This is a genomic window from Streptomyces sp. S.PB5, assembly GCF_030403745.1.
Taxonomy (GTDB): Bacteria; Actinomycetota; Actinomycetes; order Streptomycetales; family Streptomycetaceae; genus Streptomyces.
The window spans coordinates 57,066-80,122 of record NZ_JAQMWP010000027.1; the positions used below are offsets into that span (position 1 = coordinate 57,066).

Consider the following 23,057-nt stretch of genomic DNA (forward strand, 5'->3'; position numbering starts at 1 on the left):
GCAAGAGAAGGGCGAGCGCATGACGTACGACCGGCTGGTGTGCGCTAACTGTGCCGCGCCCGTGAACGAGGGCCGTTGCCCCGTCTGCCGTGCGAACCGCCAGCGCCTCTCACAGGAGAACCCGTTCGCACAGCTCAACCCCATGGCACTGATCGCGCTGCTCGCGGTACTGATCGCGGCGGTGGCCCTGCTGGCCCACCAGACCGCGTAGCGGCTGGCGACAAAACGCCCGAGGGGCCCGGAGCGAACACTCGCTCCGGGCCCCTCGTCGTACGGCATGCGCACACCGTGTGCGCGCGTGGCTACCGTCAGGCAGCGGCGCCGCCACGGCCGCCCACGAGGCGCGGCAGGATGCGGAAGCCGATACCGCCGGCGATCATCGTCGCGGCGCCGACCAGCAGGAACGTGGTCTGCGCGGCACCCGTCTCGGCGAGCTCGCCGCCGGTGCCCTGGGCAGAGGTCTCCGAGCCGGTGTCGGTGAGGGCGGAGGTGCCCTCCCCCTGCGCGGAGGTGTCGGAGCCGCCGTCGGGGTTGGTGTTGTTCCCGCCGCCGTTGTTGCCGTCGTCGTTGCCGCCGCCGTTGCCGCCGCCGTTGTTGCCGTCGTCCGACGGGTCCTCGGAGGGCTCCTCAGTCGGCTCGGTGGGCTCGTCCGTCGGCTCCTCGGTGATGGGCGGCTCCTCGGTGGGAGGCTCCTCCGTCGGCGGCTCCTCCGTGGGCGGCTCCTCGGTCGGGATGTCGGTCGGGACCGGGTCCGTCGGGGTCGGGTCCGCAGTGGGCGTCTCGTCGCCGAGACCGGTGTCGACGTTGACGCCGATGCCGCCCTCGTCCACGTTCACGCCGATCTCGAGCGCCGAGGCGGCGCCGGCGGCGGTCAGCGAGGCACCGGCCGCGATCACGGCACCGGCGGCGATGCGCGCGATCCGGATCCGCGTCTTCTTGGTCATAAGGTTGCTACCCCCAGTAGCTCATCGTCAGTGAGGCGGCGCTCGGGGGCCGTGATCGACGGGGGGCGGCAGCGCTCAAGTCCCCCGGTTCACATGCGCCCCAGAGATACGCATGCCACGCTTTACCCTTCCCATTTTTCAAAGCAACGTCAAGGCCGTTGCGTACGCGATGTCCGAGTAAGGGTTCTTTGCCGGGGGTTGGAGCCTGTGAGTGTGATGTAAAACCCAGACATCCGGTCACAGAAAAGGCAACTGCCGCCTCAGGGGCGGCAGTTGCCTTGTCGACAAATCGCTGTCGGTTACTTCTCCTGCTGCTTGCGCCAGCGAATTCCGGCCTCCAGGAAGCCGTCGATCTCGCCGTCGAGCACGGCCTGCGGGTTACCGACCTCGTACTCGGTGCGCAGGTCCTTGACCATCTGGTACGGGTGCAGGACGTACGAGCGCATCTGGTTGCCCCAGGAGCTGCCGCCGTCCTTGAGGGCGTCCATCTTGGCCCGCTCCTCCTGGCGCTGCCGCTCAAGGAGCTTGGCCTGCAGAACGTTCATGGCCGTGGCCTTGTTCTGGATCTGCGAGCGCTCGTTCTGGCAGGAGACGACGATGCCGGTCGGCAGGTGCGTGATGCGCACGGCGGAGTCGGTGGTGTTGACGCCCTGGCCACCGGGCCCGGAGGACCGGTACACATCGATCCGCAGATCGGACTCGTCGATGTCGATGTGGTCGGTCTGCTCGACGACGGGCAGCACCTCGACACCCGCGAAGGAGGTCTGACGGCGCCCCTGGTTGTCGAAGGGCGAGATCCGCACCAGCCGGTGGGTGCCCTGCTCCACGGAGAGCGTGCCGTAGGCGTACGGCACCTGCACGGAGAAGGTGGTCGACTTGATGCCGGCCTCTTCGGCGTACGACGTCTCGATGAGCTCGGTCTTGTAGCCGTGGCGCTCCGCCCAGCGCAGGTACATGCGCTGCAGCTGCTCGGCGAAGTCGGCGGCGTCGACGCCACCGGCCTCGGCGCGGATGTTGACGAGCGCTTCCCGGGCGTCGTACTCCCCGCTCAGCAGCGTCCGCACCTCCATCTCGTCCAGCGCCTTCTTGACGGCGGCGAGCTCGGCCTCGGCCTCGGCGCGGGTGTCCGGGTCGTCCTCCTCCTCGGCCATCTCGAAGAGGACGGAGAGATCATCGATCCGCCCACGCAGCGCCTCGGCCTTCCTGACCTCCGCCTGGAGGTGGGAGAGCTTGCTGGTGATCTTCTGCGCCTCGTCCGGGTTGTCCCACAGGGACGGCGCGGCCGCCTGCTCCTCGAGCACGGCGATGTCTGCCCTCAGCTTGTCGAGGTCCAGAACGGCCTCGATCGACTCCATGGTCGAGGAGAGGGACTTGAGCTCTTCGGATACATCGACGACTGCCACGCCTCCAGCCTAACGGCTGTGGCAACCGACCTCGGCCGGGCGGCCTGGCCGCTGCCCTCTTCGACACCGGTCCGCATCATTCAGCCCGTCCGGCGCCTTCCGGACGCCGGTCACTGCATCTCAGCCCGTCTGGGGGTGCCCCCTCTGGGGGAGTTCGAGGACGAGGCCCGTTCAGGGCCGAAGCGGGGGTCTGGGGGCGGCAGCCCCCAGGGACGGGACGGGTAGGGGCGGCGGGGGCGAAAAAACCTGGGCGCGCCCCCACCCGGCCTCACGGCGAAGCCGGCGCCGAGTTCTTCGTGTCCTGCGGAGTCCCCGAGCCGTCGTCCGAGGTCGCCGCCCACGTCCCCACCCCGGCCGCCGCCACCAGCACCACCCCCGCCACACTCACGATCACCCGCCGCCGCCGCGTCACCGCCCGGTTCCGCGCGGAGCCGGGCCGCGGCGCACCCGAGGCCCGCGGCACCCGCGCCGTCCCGTGCGCACCCCCCGCCAGCTCGTCCGGCGCCGGCACCCTCATCGACGTATGCGTGTCCCGGTTGGAGTCGGCCGGCTTCGCACCCGGCACCAGGGGCACCGCACCCCGCCGTACCGGCCGTGCCGACACCGGCTCCTCCGACGGCGTCTCGTCCGCCGCCTCCTCCGCCTCCGCGTCCGGCTCGTCGACGTCCAGCGGCGGCATCCCGGCGACCAGCGGCAGCAGCTCACGAAGGCGCGCGCCCAGCTCGGAGGCGCGCAGCCGGGAGGCCGGAGCCTTGGCGAGGCACTGGACGATCAGCTGCCAGAGTTCGTCGGGGATGCCGGGGAGCGGGGCGACGGTCTCCGTGACATGGCGGCGCAGGACCGCGCCCGGATGGCCGCCGCCGAAGGGGGTGAAGCCCGCCAGCAGCTCGTAGAGGACCGTCGCGAGGGCGTAGATGTCGACCGCGGCCCGCGGGGGCAGGCCCTCCACGATCTCGGGGGCGAGATAGTCCGGCGTGCCGATGATCTTCGTCGCCCGGGTCCGCCGCGGGGTGTCGATGAGCTTCGCGACGCCGAAGTCGGTGAGCAGGGCGCGGTGCGAGCCGCCCGGGCCCAGGGGGCCCTGCATGTCCAGCAGGACGTTCTCCGGCTTGACGTCCCGGTGCACGACCCCTGCGGCATGCGCTGCGGCCAGCCCGTCGGCGATGTCCGCGACGATCGCGACCGCAGCCTCCGGGGCGAGCCGCCGGTCGCGGTCCAGGCGGGTGCGCAGATCGGTGCCGCGGACCAGGTCCATGACCAGCGCGAGGTCGTTGCCGTCGACCACCAGGTCACGGACGGAGACGATGTTCGGGTGCTCGAGGCCGAGCAGCGCCGTGCGCTCCTGCACGAACCTCCCGACGAGCTCCTGGTCGGCCGAGAGGTCCTCGCGCAGCATCTTGATGGCGACGGGCCCCTCGGGCCCCTCACCCAGCCACACCGTGCCGGCGCTGCCCCGCCCCAGGATCTGGTGGGCGGTGTACCTGCTGCCGATCTTCCGTGCCAAGGCTGCTCCTACAGACGCGTGTTGGCGATAAAGCTACGCGTCCGACGAGCCAACCTTCACCGCGGAGACCGAAATCACCCGCCAGGTGTCGACAAATCTCCAGAGTCGCAGCCGAATACCAGGATCGCCGGAGCCACCTGAGCCACCTGAGCCACCGGGGTCACTGCCCGGTGGAACCGCCGCCCCCGGAGTCACCGCCGCCCAGATCCCCGATCCACCCGGACACCGTGCTGATCCAGTCCCCGATCTGGTCCCAGTAGCTCTTGCCCGTGCCGATCCAGTCCTGCAGCGGGCTCAGCTCCCAGATCAGCCAGCCCGCGACGAACAGGATGACGATCGTGAACAGGCACCCCTTGAGGCAGCCGAGCCCCGGGATCTTCATCGGGTTGGCGCTGCGCTGCCGCGGCTGGCGAGGCTCACGCTGGGGCGGCTGAGGCTGTTGCGGCTGCTGGGGCGGCGCGTACCGCTGCGGCTGCTGAGGCTGCTGGGGCTGACGCGGAGGTGCGTACCGCTGCTGGGGCTGCTGCTGCGGATAGCCGTACCCCTGCTGGGGCTGCGGACGCTGCTGGCGCTGCGGCGGCTGCTGCGGGCGCTGGACCTGCCGCTGGGGGCGGCGGCGCAGCGGGTCCTGGTCGGGGTCGAGGTACTGGACCTGCGTCTGCTCGTTGCGGTCGCGGGCGGCGCGCAGCTGGTTCTGCCAGGGGTGCGGGTCCTCGGGCCCGCCCTGGCCGTGCTGTCCCTGCACCGGCTGGCCGGGCGGCACCGGCGGCATGACGGCCGTCGGGTCGGCCGCGCCGCGGTTCGGCAGTACGGCGGTGGGGTCGGCAGCGCCCACGTGCGGCAGCACGTTGGTCGCGGCGTTCGGGTCGAACGCGCCCGCGCCCTGCGGCAGCACCTGGGTGGGGTCGGCGGAGCCCGGTACGGCCGCGGGGGCCGGGTCGGGCGCGAGGAGGGCCGCGACGTTCTCGGCGGCGGCGATCTGCGCGGAGTTCGCGTGCACGCCGACGCCCTCGGCGACGACCCTCAGGCCGCGGGCGAGGTTCTCGGCGCTGGGCCGTTCGTCGGGGTTCTTGCGCAGGCAGCGCTCGATGACCGTCCAGAGGGGGTCGGGGACCGTGGACGGGCGGCGGGGCTCGGCGCTCAGGTGCTGGTGGAGGACTTCCAGGGCGGAGCCGCCGGAGAACGGCGGACGGCCGGTGACCAGCTCGTAGAGCAGGATGCCGGCGCCGTAGATGTCGACGGCGGAGGTCTGCGGGCGGCCCTCGGCGGATTCGGGGGCGACGTACGCGGGCGTGCCGACGAACTCGTGGGTGCGGGTCAGGCCGGGAGAGTCGGCGAGGCGCGCGATGCCGAAGTCGGTGAGCAGCGGGTGCATCTGGCCGCCGTGCTGCTGGAGCAGGACGTTGGCGGGCTTCAGGTCGCGGTGGACGACGCCGTCGGCGTGGCTGGCGGCGAGCGCGTCGGCGATCTGCGCGGTGAGCAGGGCGGCGCCGACGGGACTGAAGGGGCCGTTCTCCCGGAGGTAGCGGTGCAGGTCGGGGCCCTCGACGAGGTCCATGACCAGGGCGAGCAGATCGCCCTCGACGACCAGGTCGCGGACCCGCACGATGTTGGGATGGGTGAGCCGGAGCAGGACGGAGCGCTCCCGCAGGAACCGCATCACGATGTCCGGATCGCTCGCGAGCTCCTCCTTGAGGACCTTGATCGCGACCGTCTCGCCGGGCTGTCCCTGCACGGCCGCCTCGGCGCCCGCGGCCTCCCGCTGCCGGGCGCGCCAGACGGTGCCCGTGGCGCCGCGTCCGAGCGGCTCCTCGAGGAAGTACTTGCTGCCTACCGGCCGCACGTCATGCGCTCCCTGCTTGCTTGCCTGCGTTTCCGACCCACTGTAGTGCCGTCCCCCGAAAGCACTACGTAGTCGAAAGCACTACGTATGCGCTGCCAAGCCTGTTCGCAGGAAAGACGCTCGACTCGGTCTCCCGGTTGCCGAACCCTGACGTGACCGATCTCAAGTGATCGCCGACGGCGCACTGGTCAGGCACTTTTGGGGCAGAGCTGACCATTCAAGATCACTTGCCCTCCGGGGGAGGGCGGACTGTCAGTGGCAGGTGCGAGGATGCCTTCAGTACTGGCCGATGTGCTCGTGCGGCGGTGGGGGAAGTCCGCGGTGTGGGGGACCGTGGGGTGGCTTCGCCCTCGTTCCGCGGGTGCCCGCGCAGAAGGGACCGCTGACGGCGATGCAGATCCGGCTGACCGTCGTAGACCCGCTGGCCCCGCCCGCGGAGGCGGCCCCGGGCCGTGCCGCGAGCTGCGACGTGCTGGTCACAGCGCCCGCGGGGACCGCGCTCGCGGCGATAACCTCCGCGCTCGCCTCGGCGGTCTCCGGTGACGGCACACCCGCCTCGGGCACCGGCCAGCCCGTTCTGTACGCCGGCGCCGAGCGCCTCGACGCCCAGCGCTGCACCCTCGGCGAGCCCCCGCTGACCGACGGCGCCGTGCTGTCCCTGGGCTCCCCCACCGACCCCGAGCCGCACCCCGAGGTCGACGACGCCCCCACCCGCCTCGACGTGGTCGCGGGCCCCGACGCGGGCGGCGTCCACCTGCTGCACGGCGGCCGCATCGAGATCGGCCGCTCGGCCGACGCCGACGTCCCGCTCGACGACCCGGACGTCTCCCGCCTGCACTGCGCGGTCACGGTCGCCCCCGACGGCCGCGTCTCCGTGGCCGACCTCGACTCCACCAACGGCACGGTCCTCGACGGCACCCGGGTCGGCACCCGCGCGGTCCGCTTCGCCCCGGGCGCCCTGCTCCGCATCGGCGAGTCGGCCCTGCGGCTGGCCCCGGCCGGCGGCCCGGGCGCGCGGCTGCGCACCACGCCGGACGGCGAGGGACACGTACGCGTGACGGCGGAGCCCACCGAAGGACCGACGGCCACCTCCGGACCGTCCGGACCGTCCGGACCGTCCGGACCGTCCGGACCGACACGGCACGCATACGGCGACGCCGACCTGACCCCGGCCCCCGCCCCCGCCCCCGGGCAGGGCGGCACCGACCAGCCTGTCGTCCCCGGCCAGGGGCAGGCACCGCGGATCGAGAGCAGGGGGGCGCGGACGTACGACGCCCAGGGCGCGGTCTCCCGCCGCCGGGTGTCCGGGGTCGCCCGGGCCTCGGGGACGGTTTCCGGGGTACCGGGCGCGGGCCCCGCCGGGGACGGCGGGGAGACCCATGGCGGCCGGCTCGGGGTGAACACGCCCGAGGGAGGTTTCGGCGACCCGGCGACCGCGGGCGGCCCCACCGCAGCGGGCGCGGCCGACGCGGCCTTCGCCGGCCGGGCGGGCGCAAGCGGGCATCCCGGTCCTGGCGGTATCCCGGCCCCCGGCCGCCTTCCCGGCGGTCCGGCGGTGCCCGGCGGAGCTTCCGGGACCGGCGGCGACCGCGCGGCGAACGGTGTCCCGAGCTCCGACGGACTTCACGATCAGGCGAGGCGCCGCGGCCCCGCCGACTCCCGCGGCGCCACGGCACCCGGCAGGGGTTCCGGCATCGACGACACCAGAGCGCCGGGAGGGACGCCGGGAGCCTCGGTGGCCTCCGGCGGCCGTTCCGGCGGAGCTTCCGGGACCGGCGGCGATCGGACGGCGGACGGTGTCCCGGGCAACGGCGGACTTCACGATCCGGCGAGGCGCGGCGGCTCCGCCGACACCTCGACGCCCGGTGAGATGCCCGGCGCCGGAGACACCCGAGCACCTGGCGGCCCCGTAGGTTCCACCCCGGCCGACGAGCACGCGCGTGCCACGGACGCCCCCACGGGCAGCCGCCGTAAGGGCACCCCCCTCCGCGGGACCGATGTCCCGCCCGGCGTGCGCAAGCGCGGCGGTCTCGGGGCGTGGGCACGGCGGCTGACCGGCGGCCGGAGCGAGCAGGGCACGGCGGCCGGGACCACGGCCCACGACGAAGAGGCACCGCACGCGACACCCGCACCCTCGGCCACCGCACCCCAGCAGCCCGAGACCTGGCCGGACCCGGCGGCGCTGCTCCTGACGGCGCTGGGCCCCGGGCCCCGTCTCTGGGAGCGCGAGCCGGACCACCCCGAGGCGCTCACCGTGCGGCTGGGCACGGCCGACCGGGCGGCGCCCGACGGTTCGGGTCTGCTGCCGGCGGTACCGGTGACCGCCGATCTGCGTGAGGTGGGGGCGCTGGGGCTGGCCGGCCCGCGCACGCGGCTGGCCGGGCTGGCCCGCTCGGTGGTGGCCCAGCTCGCCGCGCTGCACTCCCCCGACACTCTCGAAATCGTTCTGATCAGCGCGGACCGTTCCCGCCCCGCAGCCGAGCGCGTCGCCGAATGGGCCTGGCTGGGCTGGCTCCCGCATCTGCGTCCGGGCCACGGCCAGGACTGCCGCCTCCTCCTCGCGTACGACAGGGAGCAGGCGACGGCACGTACGGAGGAGCTGCTGAGGCGCCTGGAGGAGACCTCGCAGGCGCCGGGCGCGGCCGGCCGGCCGGGGCGGTCGACGCCGGGACCGAGCGGCACGCGCGCGACACAGGATCCGCCGAGCGGGCCGGGGCGGACCCCGCAGGAACAGCTCCGGGGCGAGGGCCCCGGCACCGCCGGTGACACGGGCAGCGGCCACGGCCAGGTGCAGGGCGCCCTCCCGGACGGCCGGAGCGGCGTCCGGGGTGCGGCCCGCCGGCCCTCCTGGGCCCAGGCCGACGACACCGACGGGACCGACCGGACGGCCGGCTTCGAAGGGCCGTACACCGTCCTCCTCGTGGACGGTGACCCCGGTGGCGCCGATGTGCGGGAGGCGGTGGCCCGGCTGGCGTCGGAAGGGCCCCGGGCCGGGATGCACGTGGTGTGTCTCGCCGAGACGGCACCGGCCTCGCCCGCGTCCCCGGTGACGGAGACGTACGAGGCGGCGTGCGTGGCGTCCCCGGTGTTCCGGGAGTGCGGTGCGGTCGCGCTGCTCAGCGGGGACGTGGCGACGGCGCTGCGGCTGATGCGGGTGGCGCGGGGCGGAACCCTCGGCTCCGACGTCAACACCCTTGCCCCCGGCGGGGGTTCCGGCTCCGGCGACCCCTGGTCCGCCGATCACACGACCAGCGACCACAGGACCGCTGACCCCAGGACCACCGAACGCCGTTCCGCCGACCCCCACCACACTGACCCCCGCCGCACCGACCACCGTCCCGCCGATCACCACCCCACCGATCACCGTCCCATCGACCACCGCCCCTCCGGCGAGGTCCCCACCCACCACCCCGCCTCCCGCTCCCACCCCACCGGCCCCGTGGGACACGGCACCATCGCCGCCGTCGACGCCGTCTCCCCCGCCTGGGCGGAGCGGTTCGCCCGGGCGCTGGCACCGCTGCGTACGGACGGCGCCGGCGGTGAGCGGCACGCGCGCGTGTCGGCGCCGTTGCCCCAGATGGCGCGGTTGCTGGACGAGTTGGGGCTGGCGCGGGCCACCCCGGCGTCGCTGATGGCGCGTTGGGCGGACGCGGCGGACGACACGGAAGCCCTCGGCGGACGGGCGTGGGCCGTGCTCGGTGCCGGACCGCGCGGTCCGGTGAGTGCGGACCTCGTGGCCGACGGCCCGCATCTGCTGATCGAGGGCCCGGCGGGCAGCGGCCGTACGGAGCTGCTGCGGGCGGTCGTCGCGTCGCTGGCCGCCGCCGAGCGCCCCGACCGGCTGAGCATCGTGCTGATGGACGGCCGGGACAGTGTGGGCACGGGCGGCGGCGGGCACGGCGAGGGGCTGCGGGTCTGTACGGACGTACCGCATGTGACCACGCATCTCGCTGCCAACGACCCCGTGCGGATGCGGGAGTTCGCGCAGTCGCTGAGCGCCGAGCTGAAGCGGCGGGCCGAGCTGCTGGGCCGGTCGGACTTCGCCGAGTGGCACACCGGGCGTGAGCTGTCGGGCCGTATGGTCGCGCAGCGGGGCGCTTCCGCGAACGGGGATCTGGACTCCCCGGCCAGCTCCACCATGCGGCTGCGCCCGGGGGCGGCCCGCCGGCAGACGGACTCGGCGCCCCCGTTGCCCCGGCTGGTCGTGGTCGTCGACGACCTGGACGCGCTGGTCTCCCCCGCGCTGGGGTCCCCGGGCCGCCCCTCGGCCGGTTCGGTGGTGCGGGCGCTGGAGGGCGTGGCCCGGGAGGGCGAGCGGCTCGGCGTGCACCTCGTCGCCGCGGCGGCCTCCGGCGGCCGTACGGCGGAGTCGGAGGCGGCACGGCGGGCGGCGCTGCGGGTCACGCTGGAGGCGGTGGCGGCGGGACCGGACGAGCCGGCGCCCGGGCGCGGGCGGTTGACCTGGGCGGACGGTCGTACGGCCCCGTTCCAGGGCGGGCGCGTGACGGGACGTATCCCACGCACGGCGACCCTGCGGCCGACGGTGGTCCCCCTGGACTGGCAGCGCATGGGCGACCCGCCGACCCGGCGCCCGGTGCGGGAGTTGGGGAACGGGCCGACGGACCTGGCGTTGCTGGCGAGCGCGTTGGAGCGGGCGGCGCGGGAGGTGGCGGCCACAGAGGTCCCGTCGCTTCTCTAGTTCCGGTCCGGTCCCGACTCTCGTTCCGGTCGAGTTCCGCTCTGCAAACTCCGTTCAACGCCTGTGTCCCGTTACGACGAGACAACGATCGGCCGGTTGACAGCGCGTGCGGTCTTGCCGACCCCTGGCCCCCGGCGTAGACCAGAGCCCACGGGACAGCGCTCTACGTTCGACGAGGAACGAAGAACGGGGCAGTGATGCGCAGCACGAGCAGCACATACCGGACACGGATGGCCACCGCGGCGGCCGCCCTCCTCGCGGGAGCCCTCACGCTCACCGCGTGCGGGGGCGATGACGACGACGGGGGCGGGGGCGGTGGCGGCACGGAGAGCGGCGGCACCTCCGTGACGCTCCCCAAGCTCGACGGCCAGACGCTGGAGGTCGCCGCCGTCTGGACCGGAGCCGAACAGAAGAACTTCACCAAGGTCCTGGACGAGTTCACCGAACGCACCGGCGCGAAGGTCAAGTTCGTGCCGACCGGCAACAACACCTCCACCTTCCTCGCCGCCAAGATCGGTGGCGGCCAGCCCCCGGACGTGGCGTTCCTGCCTCAGGTCGGCGTGCTCCACCAGTTCGCGGAGAAGAACTGGCTCAAACCCCTCGGCGCGGAGGCCAAGGCGCAGGTGGACAAGAACTTCTCCCAGGGCTGGCGTGACCTCGGAGCGGTCGACGGACAGCAGTACGGCGTCTACGCCAAGGCCGCCAACAAGTCCCTGATCTGGTACAACACCGCGGCGTTCGACGCTGCCGGGATCACGGAGCCGCCGAAGACGTGGAAGGAGTTCATCTCCACCGCGCAGACGCTGTCCGACGCCGGCTCGCCCGCCGTGTCGATCGGCGGCGCCGACGGCTGGACGCTCACCGACTGGTTCGAGAACGTCTATCTGTCCCAGGCCGGCCCGGAGAAGTACGACCAGCTGGCCGAGCACAAGATCAAGTGGACGGACCCGTCCGTGAAGCAGGCCCTGACCACGCTCGCCGAGCTGTGGGGCAAGGACGAGCTGCTCGCGGGCGGCCGCAAGGGCGCGCTGGACACGGAGTACCCGAAGTCGGTCACCCAGACCTTCTCCGGTGACACCCCGGCCGCGATGGTCTTCGAGGGCGACTTCGTCACCGCGGAGATCAACGCCGGCACCAAGGCGAAGGTGGGTACGGACGCCAAGGTCTTCCCGTTCCCGGCGGTCGGCTCCGACTCCCCCGTGGTCAGCGGTGGTGACGTGGCCGTGGCACTGAAGGACGGTCAGGGCGCGCAGGCGCTGCTCACCTTCCTCGCCTCGACCGACGCGGCCGAGATCTGGGCGGCGCAGGGCGGCTTCCTCTCCCCGAACAAGGAGATGGACCAGTCGAAGTACAAGGACGACGTGACCGGGCAGATCGCCAAGGCGCTCATCGACGCCGGAGACGACTTCCGGTTCGACATGTCCGACCAGGCACCCGCGGCGTTCGGCGGTACGCAGGGCGCCGGTGAGTGGAAGGACCTCCAGGACTTCCTCGCCGACCCGAGCGATGTCGCGGGCGCGCAGCAGCAGTTGGAGAGCAACGCCGCCAAGGCCTACGGGGCCGGCTGACGCCGATGGCCTCCGTGGCGAACTCGGCGGAGGGCGCCGGCGCACTGCCGACGCCCTCCGCGTCACCGCGCAAGAGCGTGACGAAGACCAGACTGTGGGTGGCGGTGCTGTTCCTGCTGCCCGCGCTGGTCCTGCTCGGCGCGCTCGTGGTCTACCCGATCGGGTACTCGGTCTGGCGAAGCCTCTACGACGCCGGCGGCTCGAACTTCGTCGGCCTGGACAACTACGGCGACATCTTCAGCAACGACGCCACTCTGACCGCGGTGAAGAACACCGCGATCTGGGTCGCGGTCGCCCCCGCGGTGGTCACCGCGCTCGGTCTGATCTTCGCGGTGCTGACCGAACGGGTGCGCTGGGGCACGGCGTTCAAGCTGATCGTCTTCATGCCGATGGCGATCTCCATGCTGGCCGCGGGCATCATCTTCCGGCTGGTGTACGCGGCGGACCCGGACCAGGGGGTGGCCAACGCGGTGGTGACGAGCGTGCACGACACGTTCGTCGACTCCTCGGTCTATCCGAAGGCCCGGCCGAACGCGTCGGTGAGCGATCTGAAGGCCTCGGGTGGCGGATCGTTCACGTCGACCGGCACGGTACGGGCGGGCACCCCCGCCCTCCTCCCGCTCGTCGGCATCGCGCCCAACAAGCTCCCCGGCACCCCCGAGGACGCCAAGGCGGCGACCGGCGACGGCGTCACCGGCGCCGTCTGGCTGGACTTCAAGCTGGGCGGCGGCGGCACGAAGGGGCAGATCGACCCCGGTGAGAAGGCCCTGGAGGGCGTGAAGATCGAGGCTGTGAAGGACGGCAAGGTGGTCGCCTCGACGAAGAGCGGCGCCGACGGCACCTTCAATCTGCCCGGCGAGGCCGACGGGGCCCAACTGCGGCTGCCCGGCTCGAACTTCGCGGCGCCCTACAACGGCATCGAGTGGCTCGGCCCGACGCTCGTCACCCCGGCGATCATCGGCGCGTACGTGTGGATGTGGGCGGGGTTCGCGATGATCCTGATCGCGGCCGGGCTCGCGGGGGTCGACCGGAATCTGCTGGAGGCGGCCCGGGTCGACGGGGCCAACGAGTGGCAGGTGTTCAGAAAGGTCACGGTGCCGATGCTGGCGCCGGTCCTGGTCGTCGTCCTGGTCACCCTGATGATCAACGTGATGAAGATCTTCGACCTGGTCTACATCATCGCCCCGCAGCCCACCCAGGACGACGCCAATGTGCTGGCGCTGCAGCTGTTCCAGTCGTCGTTCGGCGGCGGCGCCAGCTACGGCATCGGCAGTGCGATCGGCGTCATCCTGCTGCTGCTCGTCGTACCGGTGATGTGGGTGAACCTGCGTCGGCTGCGGAAGGAGCGTGAGCGGTGACCAGTCTCGACACGACCGTGCGTGCCAAGCGCTCGCTGGCCGCCCGGGTGGCGAGCGGGGCGGCCGGCGGGGTGATGCGGGTCTTCCTGATCGTCGTCGCGCTGATCTGGCTGGTGCCGACGTTCGGTCTGCTGGTCTCCTCGTTCCGCGAGCCGACCGACATCGCCACCTCCGGCTGGTGGAAGGTGTTCACCGCGCCGGGCCAGCTGACCGCGAACACCTACGAGACGATCCTGAAGAACGACGCGATCACCGACTCGCTGTTCAACACGATCTGGATCACGGTCCCTTCGACCCTGCTGGTGGTGATCATCGGCGCGATGGCGGGCTACGCGTTCGCGTGGATGGACTTCAAGGGCCGGGACTGGTGGTTCATGGTCGTGGTGGGGCTGCTCGTGGTGCCGGTGCAGATCGCGCTGATCCCGCTGACCGTGCTCTTCGGCGACATCGGGATCTTCGGTGACATCATCGCCGCCGTCCTCTTCCATGTCGCCTTCGGTCTGCCGTTCGCGATCTTCCTGTTGCGCAACTTCTTCGCGGAGATCCCCCGTGAGCTCCTGGAGGCGGCGCGGCTGGACGGGGCGGGCGAGGCCCGGCTGTTCGCGACGGTGGTCATGCCGCTGGCGGCCCCCGCGCTGGCCTCGCTGGGCATCTTCCAGTTCCTGTGGGTGTGGAACGACATGCTGGTCGCGCTGGTCTTCACCAACGCCGACTCGCAGCCGCTGACGGTCGCCCTGCAGCAGCAGGTACGGCAGTTCGGCAGCAACATCGACATCCTGGCGACCGGCGCCTTCATCTCGATGGTGATTCCGCTGGTCGTGTTCTTCGCGTTCCAGCGGCAGTTCGTGTCCGGAGTGATGGCGGGCGCGGTCAAGTAGCCAGTGCGACGGGGAAGTCGAGGGGGCGGACCACACCGGTCCGCCCCCTCGCTCTCGCCGTGCATCCCCCGTATGCCGCAACCGACGTAACCAAGTCGCACCACCGGCAGTTCCCGGGCCGATACGCCCGCGCCGACTCTTGGATGTGCCTTGCCCAGGTTCAGTGTCATCGTCCCCGCATACAAGGTTCAGGCGTATCTGCCCGAGTGCCTGGACTCGGTGCTCTCCCAGTCGTATCCGGATCTGGAGCTGATCGCCGTCGACGACGGCTCGCCGGACGCCTGTGGTGCGATCGCCGACGAGTACGCGGCCCGCGACCCGCGCGTTAGAGCGCTGCACCTGCCCGAGAACCGGGGCCCGGGCGGCGCCCGTAACGCCGGCCTCAAGGCGGCGACCGGCGACTACCTGGTCCTCCTGGACGGCGACGACACCCTCACCCCGGACGCCCTGCAGTCGATCGCGGACCGGCTGAAGGAGACCGGCGAGCCGGACGTCCTGGTCCACGACCACGCGCTCACCGACTGGACGGGCGAGGCCACCCGCGACGAACTCGCCGTGCAGCTCGCCGAACAGGGCCCGGCCCCCTTCCGCCTGGAGGACCGCCCCGGCCTGCTGCGCCTGCCCCCGACTGTCTGCAACAAGGCGTACCGCAGGGAGTTCACGGAACGCGCGGGCCTCACCTTCCCGCCCGGCCTCTACGAGGACACCCCTTGGACGTTCCCGGTCCTGATGAGCGCGGAGACCATCGCAACCCTCGACCGGGTCTGCGTCCACTTCCGCGTACGCCGCCACGGCAGCCTCCTCGGCACGACGGGCCGCGGCCACTTCGATGTCTTCGACCAGTACGACCGGGTCTTCGCGTACGTCGACCAGCGCCCCGAACTCGCGCGCTGGCGCCCGGTGTTGTTCGGCCACATGGTCGACCGGCTGTCGGAGGTGTTCACCGACCGGCACCGTCTGCCCCGTGACGCCCGCGCCGAGTTCCTCCTCAAGGCCCGTGCCCACTACCGCAGTCACCGCACCCCGGGGCACCCGGTGCCGTTCCGTGCGCGTCTGCGCCACACGCTGGTCCGCCTGGGGCTGCACCGCACGTATCGTGCGCTGGAGGCGGCGAAGCGCCTGAGCCGCCGCACATCGGCGAGCGCCACCCGCCTCGCGCGCTCGCTGCGCACGGCGGCCCTGCGCCTCCACTACCGCGTCCAGCTCCGCCTCCCCCTCCGCGAGGACCAGGCCGTGTTCGCCGCCCACGGAGGCCGCGGCCACAGCTGCAACCCGGGCGCCCTGGAGCGGGCGTTCCGCACCCACGCCCCGCGCATCCGCACGGCGTGGATCGCCGCCCCCGAGCACCACCACACGATCCCGACGGGCGTGCGCCGCCTGCGCCCCGGCACGGCCGCGTACTGGACGGCGCTGGCCCGCTCCAAGTACCTGGTCGACAACACCGGGTTCGACCCCCGCCTGGTCAAGCGCCAGGGGCAGATCCTCGTCCAGACCCAGCACGGCACACCGCTCAAGCACATGGGCCTGGATCTGCTGGAACGCCCGGCGGCGGCGCGGGACACGGACTTCGCGGCGCTTCTCGCGGACGTGGACAAATGGGACTACGTCCTGTCCGCCAACCGCCACACCACGCTCACCTGGGAGCGGGTCTACCCGGGCACGTACACGACCCTGCCGTACGGCTACCCGCGCAACGACGTGTTCCAGCGAGCCACTTCGGAGGACGTGCGCCGTACGCGCGAGTCGCTCGGCATCCCGGAGGGGACGGTCGCGATCCTGTACGCCCCCACCCCGCGCGACCACCGCCGCACCCAGCGCACCGGCCTCGACCTGGACCGCGTCCTGCGCCGCCTCGGCCCCCGCTTCGTCGTCCTGGCCCGCGCCCACCACCGCCACGGCGGCTCCCTCGCCCCGAGCCGCGGCCGCGTCATCGACGTCACCGACCACCCGAGCGTGGAGTCCCTCTGCCTCGCCTCGGACGCGCTGGTCACCGACTACTCGTCCCTGATGTTCGACTACGCCGGCCTCGACCGCCCGATCGTGATCCACGCCGCCGACGACGACTGGGCGGCGTACGAGGCGGCCCGCGGCACCTACTTCGACCTGCGTTCCTTCCCTCCGGGCGCGGTGGCCCGCAGTGAGGACGAACTGACCGACATCTTCGCCACCGGCCACTGGCGCGGCTCCCGCTCCACCCAGCTGCGCACGTCGTTCCGGGAGCGCTTCTGCCCGTACGATGACGGCCGTGCCGCGGAGCGGGTCGTGCGCCATGTGGTGCTGGGCGAGACGGAGTTCCCGCCGCCGGTACCCCCGGCCGAGCGCCATCCGGTCCCGTCCGCCGCGGCGGCCCTGGACCTGTCCGGCCTCGCGACGGTGCCGCGCCCCGCGGCCCCGCTGACTTCCGTCGCCGAAACCCTCTGAGCCTCCGGGAAGCCTTCATGCCGTCCAGCCCGTCACGCCCCACACCGACCCGACCGCAGACGTGGCGTCCGGCGGGGCGCCCCGGTCGCTGAGCCCGCACGCGCATGGGCGGCGCGGTATGTCGTACACGGCGAGATGGTGCTCGCCGACGACTACCGCGCCGCCCAGGTGCTGGTACGGAGGGCCGGTTCCCCGGAGTTTCCGGTGAGGAGTTTCCGGTGGGAACCGCCCGCTCGGCCACTACTCGATGACGAGGTCGACCTCGATGTTGCCGCGGGTGGCGTTGGAGTAGGGGCAGACCTGGTGGGCGGTCTCGACGAGCTTGCGGCCGGTGGCCTCGTCCACGGTGTCGGGGAGCTCGACGCGGAGGACGACGGCGAGCCCGAAGCCCTCGCCCTGCTTGCCTATGGAGACCTCGGCGGTCACGGCGGCGTCGGTGACGTCGACCTTGGCCTGGCGGCCGACGAGGCCGAGGGCGCTGCCGAAGCAGGCGGCGTAACCGGCGGCGAAGAGCTGCTCGGGGTTGGTGCCCTGACCGTTGCCGCCCAGCGCGGCCGGCGGGGCCAGCTGGAGGTCGATCTGGCCGTCGTTGCTGACGGCGCGACCGTCGCGGCCGTGGGTGGCGGTGGCGACAGCGGTGTAGAGCGCGTCCATGGGATCCATCCTTCTCAAACGTGGTGACGGGGGCAGCCGGCCCCTTCCGGTATGCGGTCCGGGCCGTGTCACGACCACAAGTAGAGCACACAATTAAGTTGCGCACAACTAAATGGCAGACAAGCGCTACCCTGGAGACATGACGACGCCCCCGCCCACCACCGACTGGCTCCGCCTCGACCAGCAGATCTGCTTCTCCCTGAACGCCGCCACGCGTGCCTTCGGCGGCGTCTACCGCGTGGTCCTCAAGGACCTCGGCCTCACCTACCCGCAGTACCTGGTGATGCTGGTCCTGTGGGAGCATGGCGACCTGCCGGTGAAGAAGCTCGGCGAACACCTCCGCCTCGACTCCGGCACCCTCTCCCCCCTCCTCAAGCGCCTGGAGGCGGCTGGCCTGGTCCGCCGCGAACGCAGCGCCCGCGACGAACGCTCCGTGGACGTCCGCCTCACCGAGGAGGGCGTCGCCATGCGCGAGCGCGCGCTGGAGGTACCGCGCCGGATCGCCGCGGCGACGAGCTTCGACGTGGACGAGATCCGCGCACTGCGTTCCCGCCTGGACGAGCTGACCACGGCACTGGACTCGGCACTGCTGGAGGAGACGCCGTGAGGCCTCTGGCGTAGGGATCTCTGACGGAGGGGCCTACGCCATGTTTTGTGCCATCAAGGCACACTTGACGAACCTTCACGGCCTATAAGGCATTCACGGCATTCGCTCGACTTACGATCCGCCGTGATGAATCACCTGGCCCGCCGCACCCTCAGATGCCGCCCCCTCGCCCTGGCCACCGCCTGGCTCGTCACCCGCGCCCTGATGCTGTGGCTGCTCACCCACGCCAGGCACCCCCTGCTGGGCGGCGACGCGGTCGCCCGTGAGGTGTGGTGGGTGTACCGGAACTGGTACGACGTCCTCGTCCACGGCACCTTCCCGGCCCACGACACCCTGTGGCAGTACCCGCCCGGCGCCGGTCCGGTGCTCCTCTCCCCCGGTCTGCTGCCAGGGCTGACGTACTTCCAGGCCTTCGTCGCCCTCACCCTCGCCACCGACGCGGCGATCACCGCGGCCCTGTCCCGCGCGGGCACCCGCCCGGGCCGCAGCCTGCGCGGCGCCGCCCTGTGGATCGGCGGACTCCCCCTTCTCCTGCACGTGCCGCTCGTCCGGTACGACGTGCAGGTCACCGCCCTGGCCGTCATCGCCCTGTTGACGTCGACGCGCTCCACGCGTGCGTGCGGAGCGTTCGCGGCACTGGGCGCCCTGGTGAAGGTCTGGCCGGCGCTGGTGCTGCTGGGCACGCCGAGCGGGCGTACGACCCGGTCGGCGTGGACCCGGTCGGCATGGACCTGGGCGGCGGTCACAGGTGCCTCGGCGCTCGCCGTCCTGGCGGTCCTGTTCGACCACCCGCTCGCCTTCCTGCGCCACCAGGGCGGCCGGGGCGTGCAGATCGAGTCGTTCGGCGGCACGGTGCTCGGCCTCGCGACACACGCGGGCTGGCCGGGTGTCGTGCGCTTCCAGTACGGCGCCCTGGAGTACACCGGCCCGTACGTGTCCCTGGTCGCCCACGCCTCCCTGGCCGCGACCGCGCTCGCCCTCGCGCTGCTCCTGCTGTGGCGGCTGCGGGCCCGGCACCGGAACGCGGCGACGCCGTACGACGCCGCACTGACGGCCGTGCTCCTGTTCACCGTCACCAGCCGGGTGATCAGCCCGCAGTACATGATCTGGCTCCTGGGTCTGGCCGCCGTGTGCATGACCTCGCGGCACACCACCCAGCGCCCCGTGGCCGCGCTGATCCTGGTGGCGACGGCGGTCAGCGCGGTCGTGTACCCCGTCCTGTACGACCAGGTCGAGGCCGCCACGTGGACGGGCTGCGCGCTGATGGTCGTACGCAATGGTCTGCTGGCCGCGGCGGCGGTGCTGTCCTTCTCGCGTCTGTGGCGTTCCACGCGGGCCGCGATCACGGATCCGGCGCCCGCGGATGAACCGGCGACCGCGTCCCACCGTCTTCGGGACCGAGCACTGACCGCCCCCTAGGGCACCCCTCGCCCACTCCCTCGACTCCGGAACGCGACCGCCTTGGACGACCCTCAGCCCCCGCAGGTCGGCGTCGTCGTGACCGGCTACAACGACGCCCCGCGCGTGGCGGCCACCGTGCGCTCCGCACTCGCGCAGGGGCCGGCCGTCCGCGAGGTGCTCGTCGTCGACGACTGCTCCACGGACGGCGGACCGGAACTGCTGGCCCGCCTCGCGTCCCGTGACGCACGCGTGCGCGTGCTGCGCCGCCGGGTGCACAGCGGCGGCCGCGGCAGCCCGCGCAACACCGGGCTTGACCGGGTCACCTCGCCGTACGTGATGTTCCTGGACGGTGGTGACGTGCTGCTGCCCGGCGCGGTGGAGGCGCTACTGGGGGCGCGCGCGGAGGTCGCGAGCGGGTTGTGCGCGCTCCCCGCGCAGCGCCCGCTCCTGGTGCACGACACCGCGTGCGGCAACAAGCTCCACCGCACCGGCTTTCTGCACGACAACGGCATCCGCTTCCCCGAGGGCCGCTTCGCGTACGGCGAGGTCGTCTTCCACGCGCGCGTGCTGGCCGCGAGCCCGCACATCGCGCTGGTACCGGCGCGGGTGTGCGCACCGCACCGGCCGCCGGGCGCCACGGACGACCCGCGGGCGCTCGCGGAGGCGCACGCGCTGGCGTGCGACATCCTGCTGGCCGCCGGGCGGACGGAGCTCGCGGAGGCGGTGCGCGCCGGGCACGCACCGCAAGGCGCCCGGCCGGGGCTGCCACTGCTCGCACCCTCTCGCGCACGGAGAGTTGTCGATGTCGTCCGCAATCGCCTCCGCCGCCTGATTCACTGATACCGGTGCCTGTCCGAACCGCCGCACCGCCGAACCGAAACCGATGCACCGATGCACCGCGAACCGACGAGGGGACGTCCGCACATGACCTGGCTGATCACCGGCGGTGCCGGCTACATCGGGGCGCACGTCGTCCGGGCGATGACCGAGGCGGGCGAGCGCGCGGTGGTGTACGACGACCTGTCGACCGGGATCGCCGAGCGGGTGCCGGACGGGGTGCCGCTCGTAGTGGGCTCCACCCTGGACGCGGAGCGCGTGGCTCGCGTCCTCACCGATCACGCCGTCACCGGGGTGGTGCATCTGGCGGCGAAGAAGCAGGTGGGCGAGTCGGTGGACCTGCCGCTGTACTACTACCGGGAGAACGTCGAGGGCCTGCGCGTCCTGCTGGAGCAGGTGACCGAGGCCGGGGTGTCCGCCTTCGTCTTCTCCTCCTCGGCGGCGGTGTACGGCATGCCGGACGTGGACCTGGTCACGGAGGAGACCCCGTGCCTGCCCATGTCCCCGTACGGCGAGACCAAGCTGGCCGGTGAGTGGCTGGTCCGCGCGACGGGCCGTGCGACAGGGCTGGCCACGGCGTCGCTGCGCTACTTCAACGTGGCGGGCGCGGCGAGCCCCGACCTGGCCGACACGGGCGTCTTCAACCTGATCCCCATGGTCTTCGAGAAGCTCACCGAGAACGCGCCCCCACGCATCTTCGGCGACGACTACGAGACGCCCGACGGCACCTGCATCCGCGACTACATCCATGTCGTCGACCTGGCCGAGGCCCATGTGGCGGCGGCCCGCGCCCTCCGGTCCTCCCCCGGCCGCACCCTGACCCTCAACATCGGCCGGGGCGAGGGCGTCTCCGTGCGCGAGATGATCGACCGCATCAACGCCGTCACGGGCCACGACCGGCCCCCGACGGTCACCCCCCGCCGCCCCGGCGACCCGGCCCGCGTCGTCGCCTCCGCCGACCGCATCACCGCCGAGCTGGGCTGGAAGGCCGGACACGACGTCCAGGACATGATCACCTCGGCGTGGGAGGGCTGGGTACGGCTGCACCCGCAGGCGGCGCGCGACTGACACCCCGTCCGCCGGCTCCCCGCGGGCGGGCCGTAACCTGCCCGGATGACCGACTCCGCCTCCCGCGCCCTGGGCGCCGTCATCGGTTCCGCCGTCGGCGACGCGCTGGGCGCCCCCTTCGAGTTCGGTCCCGAGAACGCCTTCTCCGCCCGCTTCCCGCACCCCGGGCACGGCGGCGAGATGTGCGGGGGCGGCGGCTGGGAGCCGGGCGAGGCGACCGACGACACGCAGATGGCGGTCCTGGTCGCGGAGTCGCTGCTGGAGCACGGCGGCCTCGAACTCCCGGACGTCTTTGACCGGTTCCGGCGCTGGGCGGCCGCGGACCCCAAGGACATCGGCCTGCAGACGGAGGCCGTGCTGAGCAGCGGCGACCCCTGGGACCTGGCCGCGGCCCTGCACTTCCAGACCAGCCAACGGGCCGCGGGGAACGGCGCGTTGATGCGGGCGGCCCCGTCCGCGGTCTGCTTCGCACTCCGCGGACGCGAGGCCACGATGGACGCCGCCCGCCGCCTCTCCGCCCTCACCCACGGCGACCGCGCGGCCTGGGAAGGCACCGCGATCCTCCACGAACTGATCCGCGTGGCCCTCACGGGCACGGACCCGCTCACCGCCGTGCCGGACACGCTCGCGGCCGTCCACCCCGACCACCGTCCGCGGTACGCCACCGTCCTCGCCCCTGACTGGCACCCCCACCAGGCAACGGAGTTCAATGGGGCGGTCTGGCCGTGCCTGGGCTCGGCGGTCTGGTCCCTGCGCAGCACTTCCAGCTACGAGGAAGCCGTCCGCGCCGCCATCGACCTCGGCGGCGACACGGACACCGTCGCCGCGGTGACAGGCGCCCTCGCGGGAGCGGTGTACGGCATCCAGGGCGTCCCCGAACGGTGGACGGAGGTCCTGCACGTCCCGCTCCCGGGCTTCGGAGAACGGGTCCTGCGCACGCCGGAACTGGCGGATCTGACCCGCCGGCTGCTCACGGTCCGGGCCTGAGCTACAGGGCCTTGAGCCCCTCCGCCGTCGCCCGCGCCAGCGCGTCCAGGTACCCCTTCGGCAGCTTCGGGCTGCGGATCACCACGGAACGCCAGTACAGCGGGCCGGAAATCAGATCGAGGGCCAGTTCGTCGTCGAGGCCGAGCCGGACCTCGCCGCGCTGTTCCGCCGCGACGATGATCTTGCTGGCGACGCCCTCCTGGCCGTCCCGCAGGGCCTTCTGGACCGCCTCGGCGATCTCGGGGTTGCGGGCCGCCTCGGCCTGGAGGTCCGGGAGGATCTGCGAGGCGACGGGGTGGCGCAGCGCCCGGGACGTGACCTCGTACAGCAGCCGCAGGTCACTCTCCAGCGCACCCGTGTCCGGCGCGGGCAGGCCCTGCACGGCGAGCGCCGAGACCACGTCGAGCACCAGGTGGAGTTTGGAGCGCCAGCGCCGGTAGACCGCGGTCTTGCCGACGCCCGCGCGGCGCGCGATCCCCTCGATGGACATCCGCGCATAGCCGACGGCCGCGAGCTCCTCGAAGACGGCGGCCCGAATGGCTTCCGTCACATCCTCCCGGAGCACGGCGGCTCCGGCGGGGGCCCGGCGGCGCGGACGGGTCTGCGGCTCGTCGGCGTTCGTCGTCATGCCGCCCAGCATAGGGCGTTACGACGATACGGTCCCGTCCCCACGCAGAACGCCGGCAGGCGGCGTCACGACGAAACGGGACCGTCCTCACGTCATGCGTGACGACGAAACGGTTGCGTTGCGACGCCAACTCGGCCTACGCTCACGTTGCGACGATACGGTCCCGTCCCGACGTAAGAGAACGTGAAGAGAAGCGTAAGGAAACGCCGGACGACGGGCTCCTTGTCGCACGCACCCCCACCCCCTGAGCGAAAGCA

At 72.6% G+C, this 23,057-nt stretch carries 16 protein-coding genes and 1 pseudogene; 11 read left to right on the top strand and 6 right to left on the bottom strand.

The features are described from left to right. Nucleotides 1-19 precede the first annotated feature (19 nt). Nucleotides 20-211 carry a hypothetical protein gene (locus PH203_RS43775; protein ID WP_289927886.1) on the top strand — a complete coding sequence of 64 codons (192 nt, stop codon included), beginning with the start codon at nucleotides 20-22 and terminating at the stop codon, nucleotides 209-211. A gap of 97 nt (nucleotides 212-308) precedes the next feature. Here the strand turns inward: PH203_RS43775 and PH203_RS43780 are convergent, their stop codons facing one another. The 4 genes from PH203_RS43780 to PH203_RS43795 all read right to left on the bottom strand — a co-directional run bounded on the left by PH203_RS43780 (nucleotide 309) and on the right by PH203_RS43795 (nucleotide 5,694). Further along, nucleotides 309-944 (bottom strand): hypothetical protein, encoded by a 636-nt coding sequence (locus tag PH203_RS43780; RefSeq protein ID WP_289927887.1) that lies wholly within the window; start codon nucleotides 942-944, stop codon nucleotides 309-311. A 299-nt stretch (nucleotides 945-1,243) separates the two neighbouring features. Continuing rightward, entirely contained in the window at nucleotides 1,244-2,347 is a 1,104-nt protein-coding gene (prfB, locus tag PH203_RS43785) for a peptide chain release factor 2 (RefSeq protein WP_289927889.1), read from the bottom strand. A 268-nt stretch (nucleotides 2,348-2,615) separates the two neighbouring features. After that, a complete protein-coding gene (locus PH203_RS43790) occupies nucleotides 2,616-3,851 on the bottom strand; it encodes a serine/threonine-protein kinase (protein ID WP_289927890.1) in 1,236 nt (411 codons plus the stop codon). A gap of 160 nt (nucleotides 3,852-4,011) precedes the next feature. After that, nucleotides 4,012-5,694, bottom strand: coding sequence for a serine/threonine-protein kinase (locus PH203_RS43795; protein WP_289927891.1), 1,683 nt, complete (start codon nucleotides 5,692-5,694; stop codon nucleotides 4,012-4,014). A gap of 391 nt (nucleotides 5,695-6,085) precedes the next feature. On the opposite strand from PH203_RS43795, the gene PH203_RS43800 reads away from it, so the two are divergent. The 5 genes from PH203_RS43800 (at nucleotide 6,086) to PH203_RS43820 (ending at nucleotide 16,618) form a co-directional block, all read left to right on the top strand. Next, nucleotides 6,086-10,393 (top strand): FHA domain-containing protein, encoded by a 4,308-nt coding sequence (locus PH203_RS43800; RefSeq protein ID WP_289927957.1) that lies wholly within the window; start codon nucleotides 6,086-6,088, stop codon nucleotides 10,391-10,393. Nucleotides 10,394-10,590: 197 nt separating this feature from the next. Continuing rightward, nucleotides 10,591-11,961, top strand: a complete 1,371-nt coding sequence (locus tag PH203_RS43805) for an ABC transporter substrate-binding protein (RefSeq protein WP_289927893.1) — start codon at nucleotides 10,591-10,593, stop codon at nucleotides 11,959-11,961. 5 nt (nucleotides 11,962-11,966) lie between these two features. Then, nucleotides 11,967-13,319 carry a sugar ABC transporter permease gene (locus PH203_RS43810; protein WP_289927895.1) on the top strand — a complete coding sequence of 451 codons (1,353 nt, stop codon included), beginning with the start codon at nucleotides 11,967-11,969 and terminating at the stop codon, nucleotides 13,317-13,319. After that, nucleotides 13,316-14,197 carry a carbohydrate ABC transporter permease gene (locus PH203_RS43815; RefSeq protein WP_289927897.1) on the top strand — a complete coding sequence of 294 codons (882 nt, stop codon included), beginning with the start codon at nucleotides 13,316-13,318 and terminating at the stop codon, nucleotides 14,195-14,197. Before PH203_RS43810 ends, PH203_RS43815 begins: the two co-directional genes overlap by 4 nt. A gap of 150 nt (nucleotides 14,198-14,347) precedes the next feature. Next, nucleotides 14,348-16,618, top strand: a complete 2,271-nt coding sequence (locus PH203_RS43820) for a bifunctional glycosyltransferase family 2 protein/CDP-glycerol:glycerophosphate glycerophosphotransferase (RefSeq protein WP_289927898.1) — start codon at nucleotides 14,348-14,350, stop codon at nucleotides 16,616-16,618. Between the two features lie 240 nt (nucleotides 16,619-16,858). Here PH203_RS43820 and PH203_RS43825 read toward each other — a convergent pair whose 3' ends face one another. Beyond that, a complete protein-coding gene (locus tag PH203_RS43825; RefSeq protein WP_289927900.1) occupies nucleotides 16,859-17,272 on the bottom strand; it encodes an organic hydroperoxide resistance protein in 414 nt (137 codons plus the stop codon). A gap of 139 nt (nucleotides 17,273-17,411) precedes the next feature. Between PH203_RS43825 and PH203_RS43830 the strand changes: the two genes are divergently transcribed. The 5 genes and pseudogenes from PH203_RS43830 to PH203_RS43850 all read left to right on the top strand — a co-directional run bounded on the left by PH203_RS43830 (nucleotide 17,412) and on the right by PH203_RS43850 (nucleotide 22,172). Then, nucleotides 17,412-17,879 (top strand): MarR family transcriptional regulator, encoded by a 468-nt coding sequence (locus PH203_RS43830; protein WP_289927901.1) that lies wholly within the window; start codon nucleotides 17,412-17,414, stop codon nucleotides 17,877-17,879. Nucleotides 17,880-18,005: 126 nt separating this feature from the next. After that, nucleotides 18,006-19,298: a glycosyltransferase 87 family protein gene (locus tag PH203_RS43835; RefSeq protein WP_289927902.1), complete on the top strand. Its 1,293-nt coding sequence runs from the start codon at nucleotides 18,006-18,008 to the stop codon at nucleotides 19,296-19,298. A 42-nt stretch (nucleotides 19,299-19,340) separates the two neighbouring features. Continuing rightward, nucleotides 19,341-20,009 (top strand): annotated as a pseudogene (locus PH203_RS43840) (glycosyltransferase family A protein); the annotation flags it as partial. A 195-nt stretch (nucleotides 20,010-20,204) separates the two neighbouring features. Beyond that, the gene (gene galE / locus PH203_RS43845; RefSeq protein ID WP_289927903.1) at nucleotides 20,205-21,185 is read left to right on the top strand and encodes a UDP-glucose 4-epimerase GalE; all 981 of its coding nucleotides are present in this window, start codon (nucleotides 20,205-20,207) and stop codon (nucleotides 21,183-21,185) included. Nucleotides 21,186-21,230: 45 nt separating this feature from the next. Further along, complete coding sequence (locus PH203_RS43850) at nucleotides 21,231-22,172, top strand: ADP-ribosylglycohydrolase family protein (protein WP_289927905.1); 942 nt, start codon at nucleotides 21,231-21,233, stop codon at nucleotides 22,170-22,172. Between the two features lies 1 nt (nucleotide 22,173). Here PH203_RS43850 and PH203_RS43855 read toward each other — a convergent pair whose 3' ends face one another. After that, the gene (locus tag PH203_RS43855) at nucleotides 22,174-22,800 is read right to left on the bottom strand and encodes a TetR/AcrR family transcriptional regulator (RefSeq protein WP_289927906.1); all 627 of its coding nucleotides are present in this window, start codon (nucleotides 22,798-22,800) and stop codon (nucleotides 22,174-22,176) included. Between the last annotated feature and the right edge of the window lie 257 nt (nucleotides 22,801-23,057).

Bases quoted from the DNA above. Each gene is read 5' to 3' on its own strand.
- PH203_RS43775 (WP_289927886.1), top strand. From the start codon at position 20: ATGACGTACGACCGGCTGGTGTGCGCTAACTGTGCCGCGCCCGTGAAC.
- PH203_RS43780 (WP_289927887.1), bottom strand. From the start codon at position 944: ATGACCAAGAAGACGCGGATCCGGATCGCGCGCATCGCCGCCGGTGCC.
- PH203_RS43800 (WP_289927957.1), top strand. From the start codon at position 6,086: ATGCAGATCCGGCTGACCGTCGTAGACCCGCTGGCCCCGCCCGCGGAG.
- PH203_RS43805 (WP_289927893.1), top strand. From the start codon at position 10,591: ATGCGCAGCACGAGCAGCACATACCGGACACGGATGGCCACCGCGGCG.
- PH203_RS43810 (WP_289927895.1), top strand. From the start codon at position 11,967: ATGGCCTCCGTGGCGAACTCGGCGGAGGGCGCCGGCGCACTGCCGACG.
- PH203_RS43825 (WP_289927900.1), bottom strand. From the start codon at position 17,272: ATGGACGCGCTCTACACCGCTGTCGCCACCGCCACCCACGGCCGCGAC.
- PH203_RS43830 (WP_289927901.1), top strand. From the start codon at position 17,412: ATGACGACGCCCCCGCCCACCACCGACTGGCTCCGCCTCGACCAGCAG.
- PH203_RS43835 (WP_289927902.1), top strand. From the start codon at position 18,006: ATGAATCACCTGGCCCGCCGCACCCTCAGATGCCGCCCCCTCGCCCTG.
- galE (WP_289927903.1), top strand. From the start codon at position 20,205: ATGACCTGGCTGATCACCGGCGGTGCCGGCTACATCGGGGCGCACGTC.
- PH203_RS43850 (WP_289927905.1), top strand. From the start codon at position 21,231: ATGACCGACTCCGCCTCCCGCGCCCTGGGCGCCGTCATCGGTTCCGCC.
- PH203_RS43855 (WP_289927906.1), bottom strand. From the start codon at position 22,800: ATGACGACGAACGCCGACGAGCCGCAGACCCGTCCGCGCCGCCGGGCC.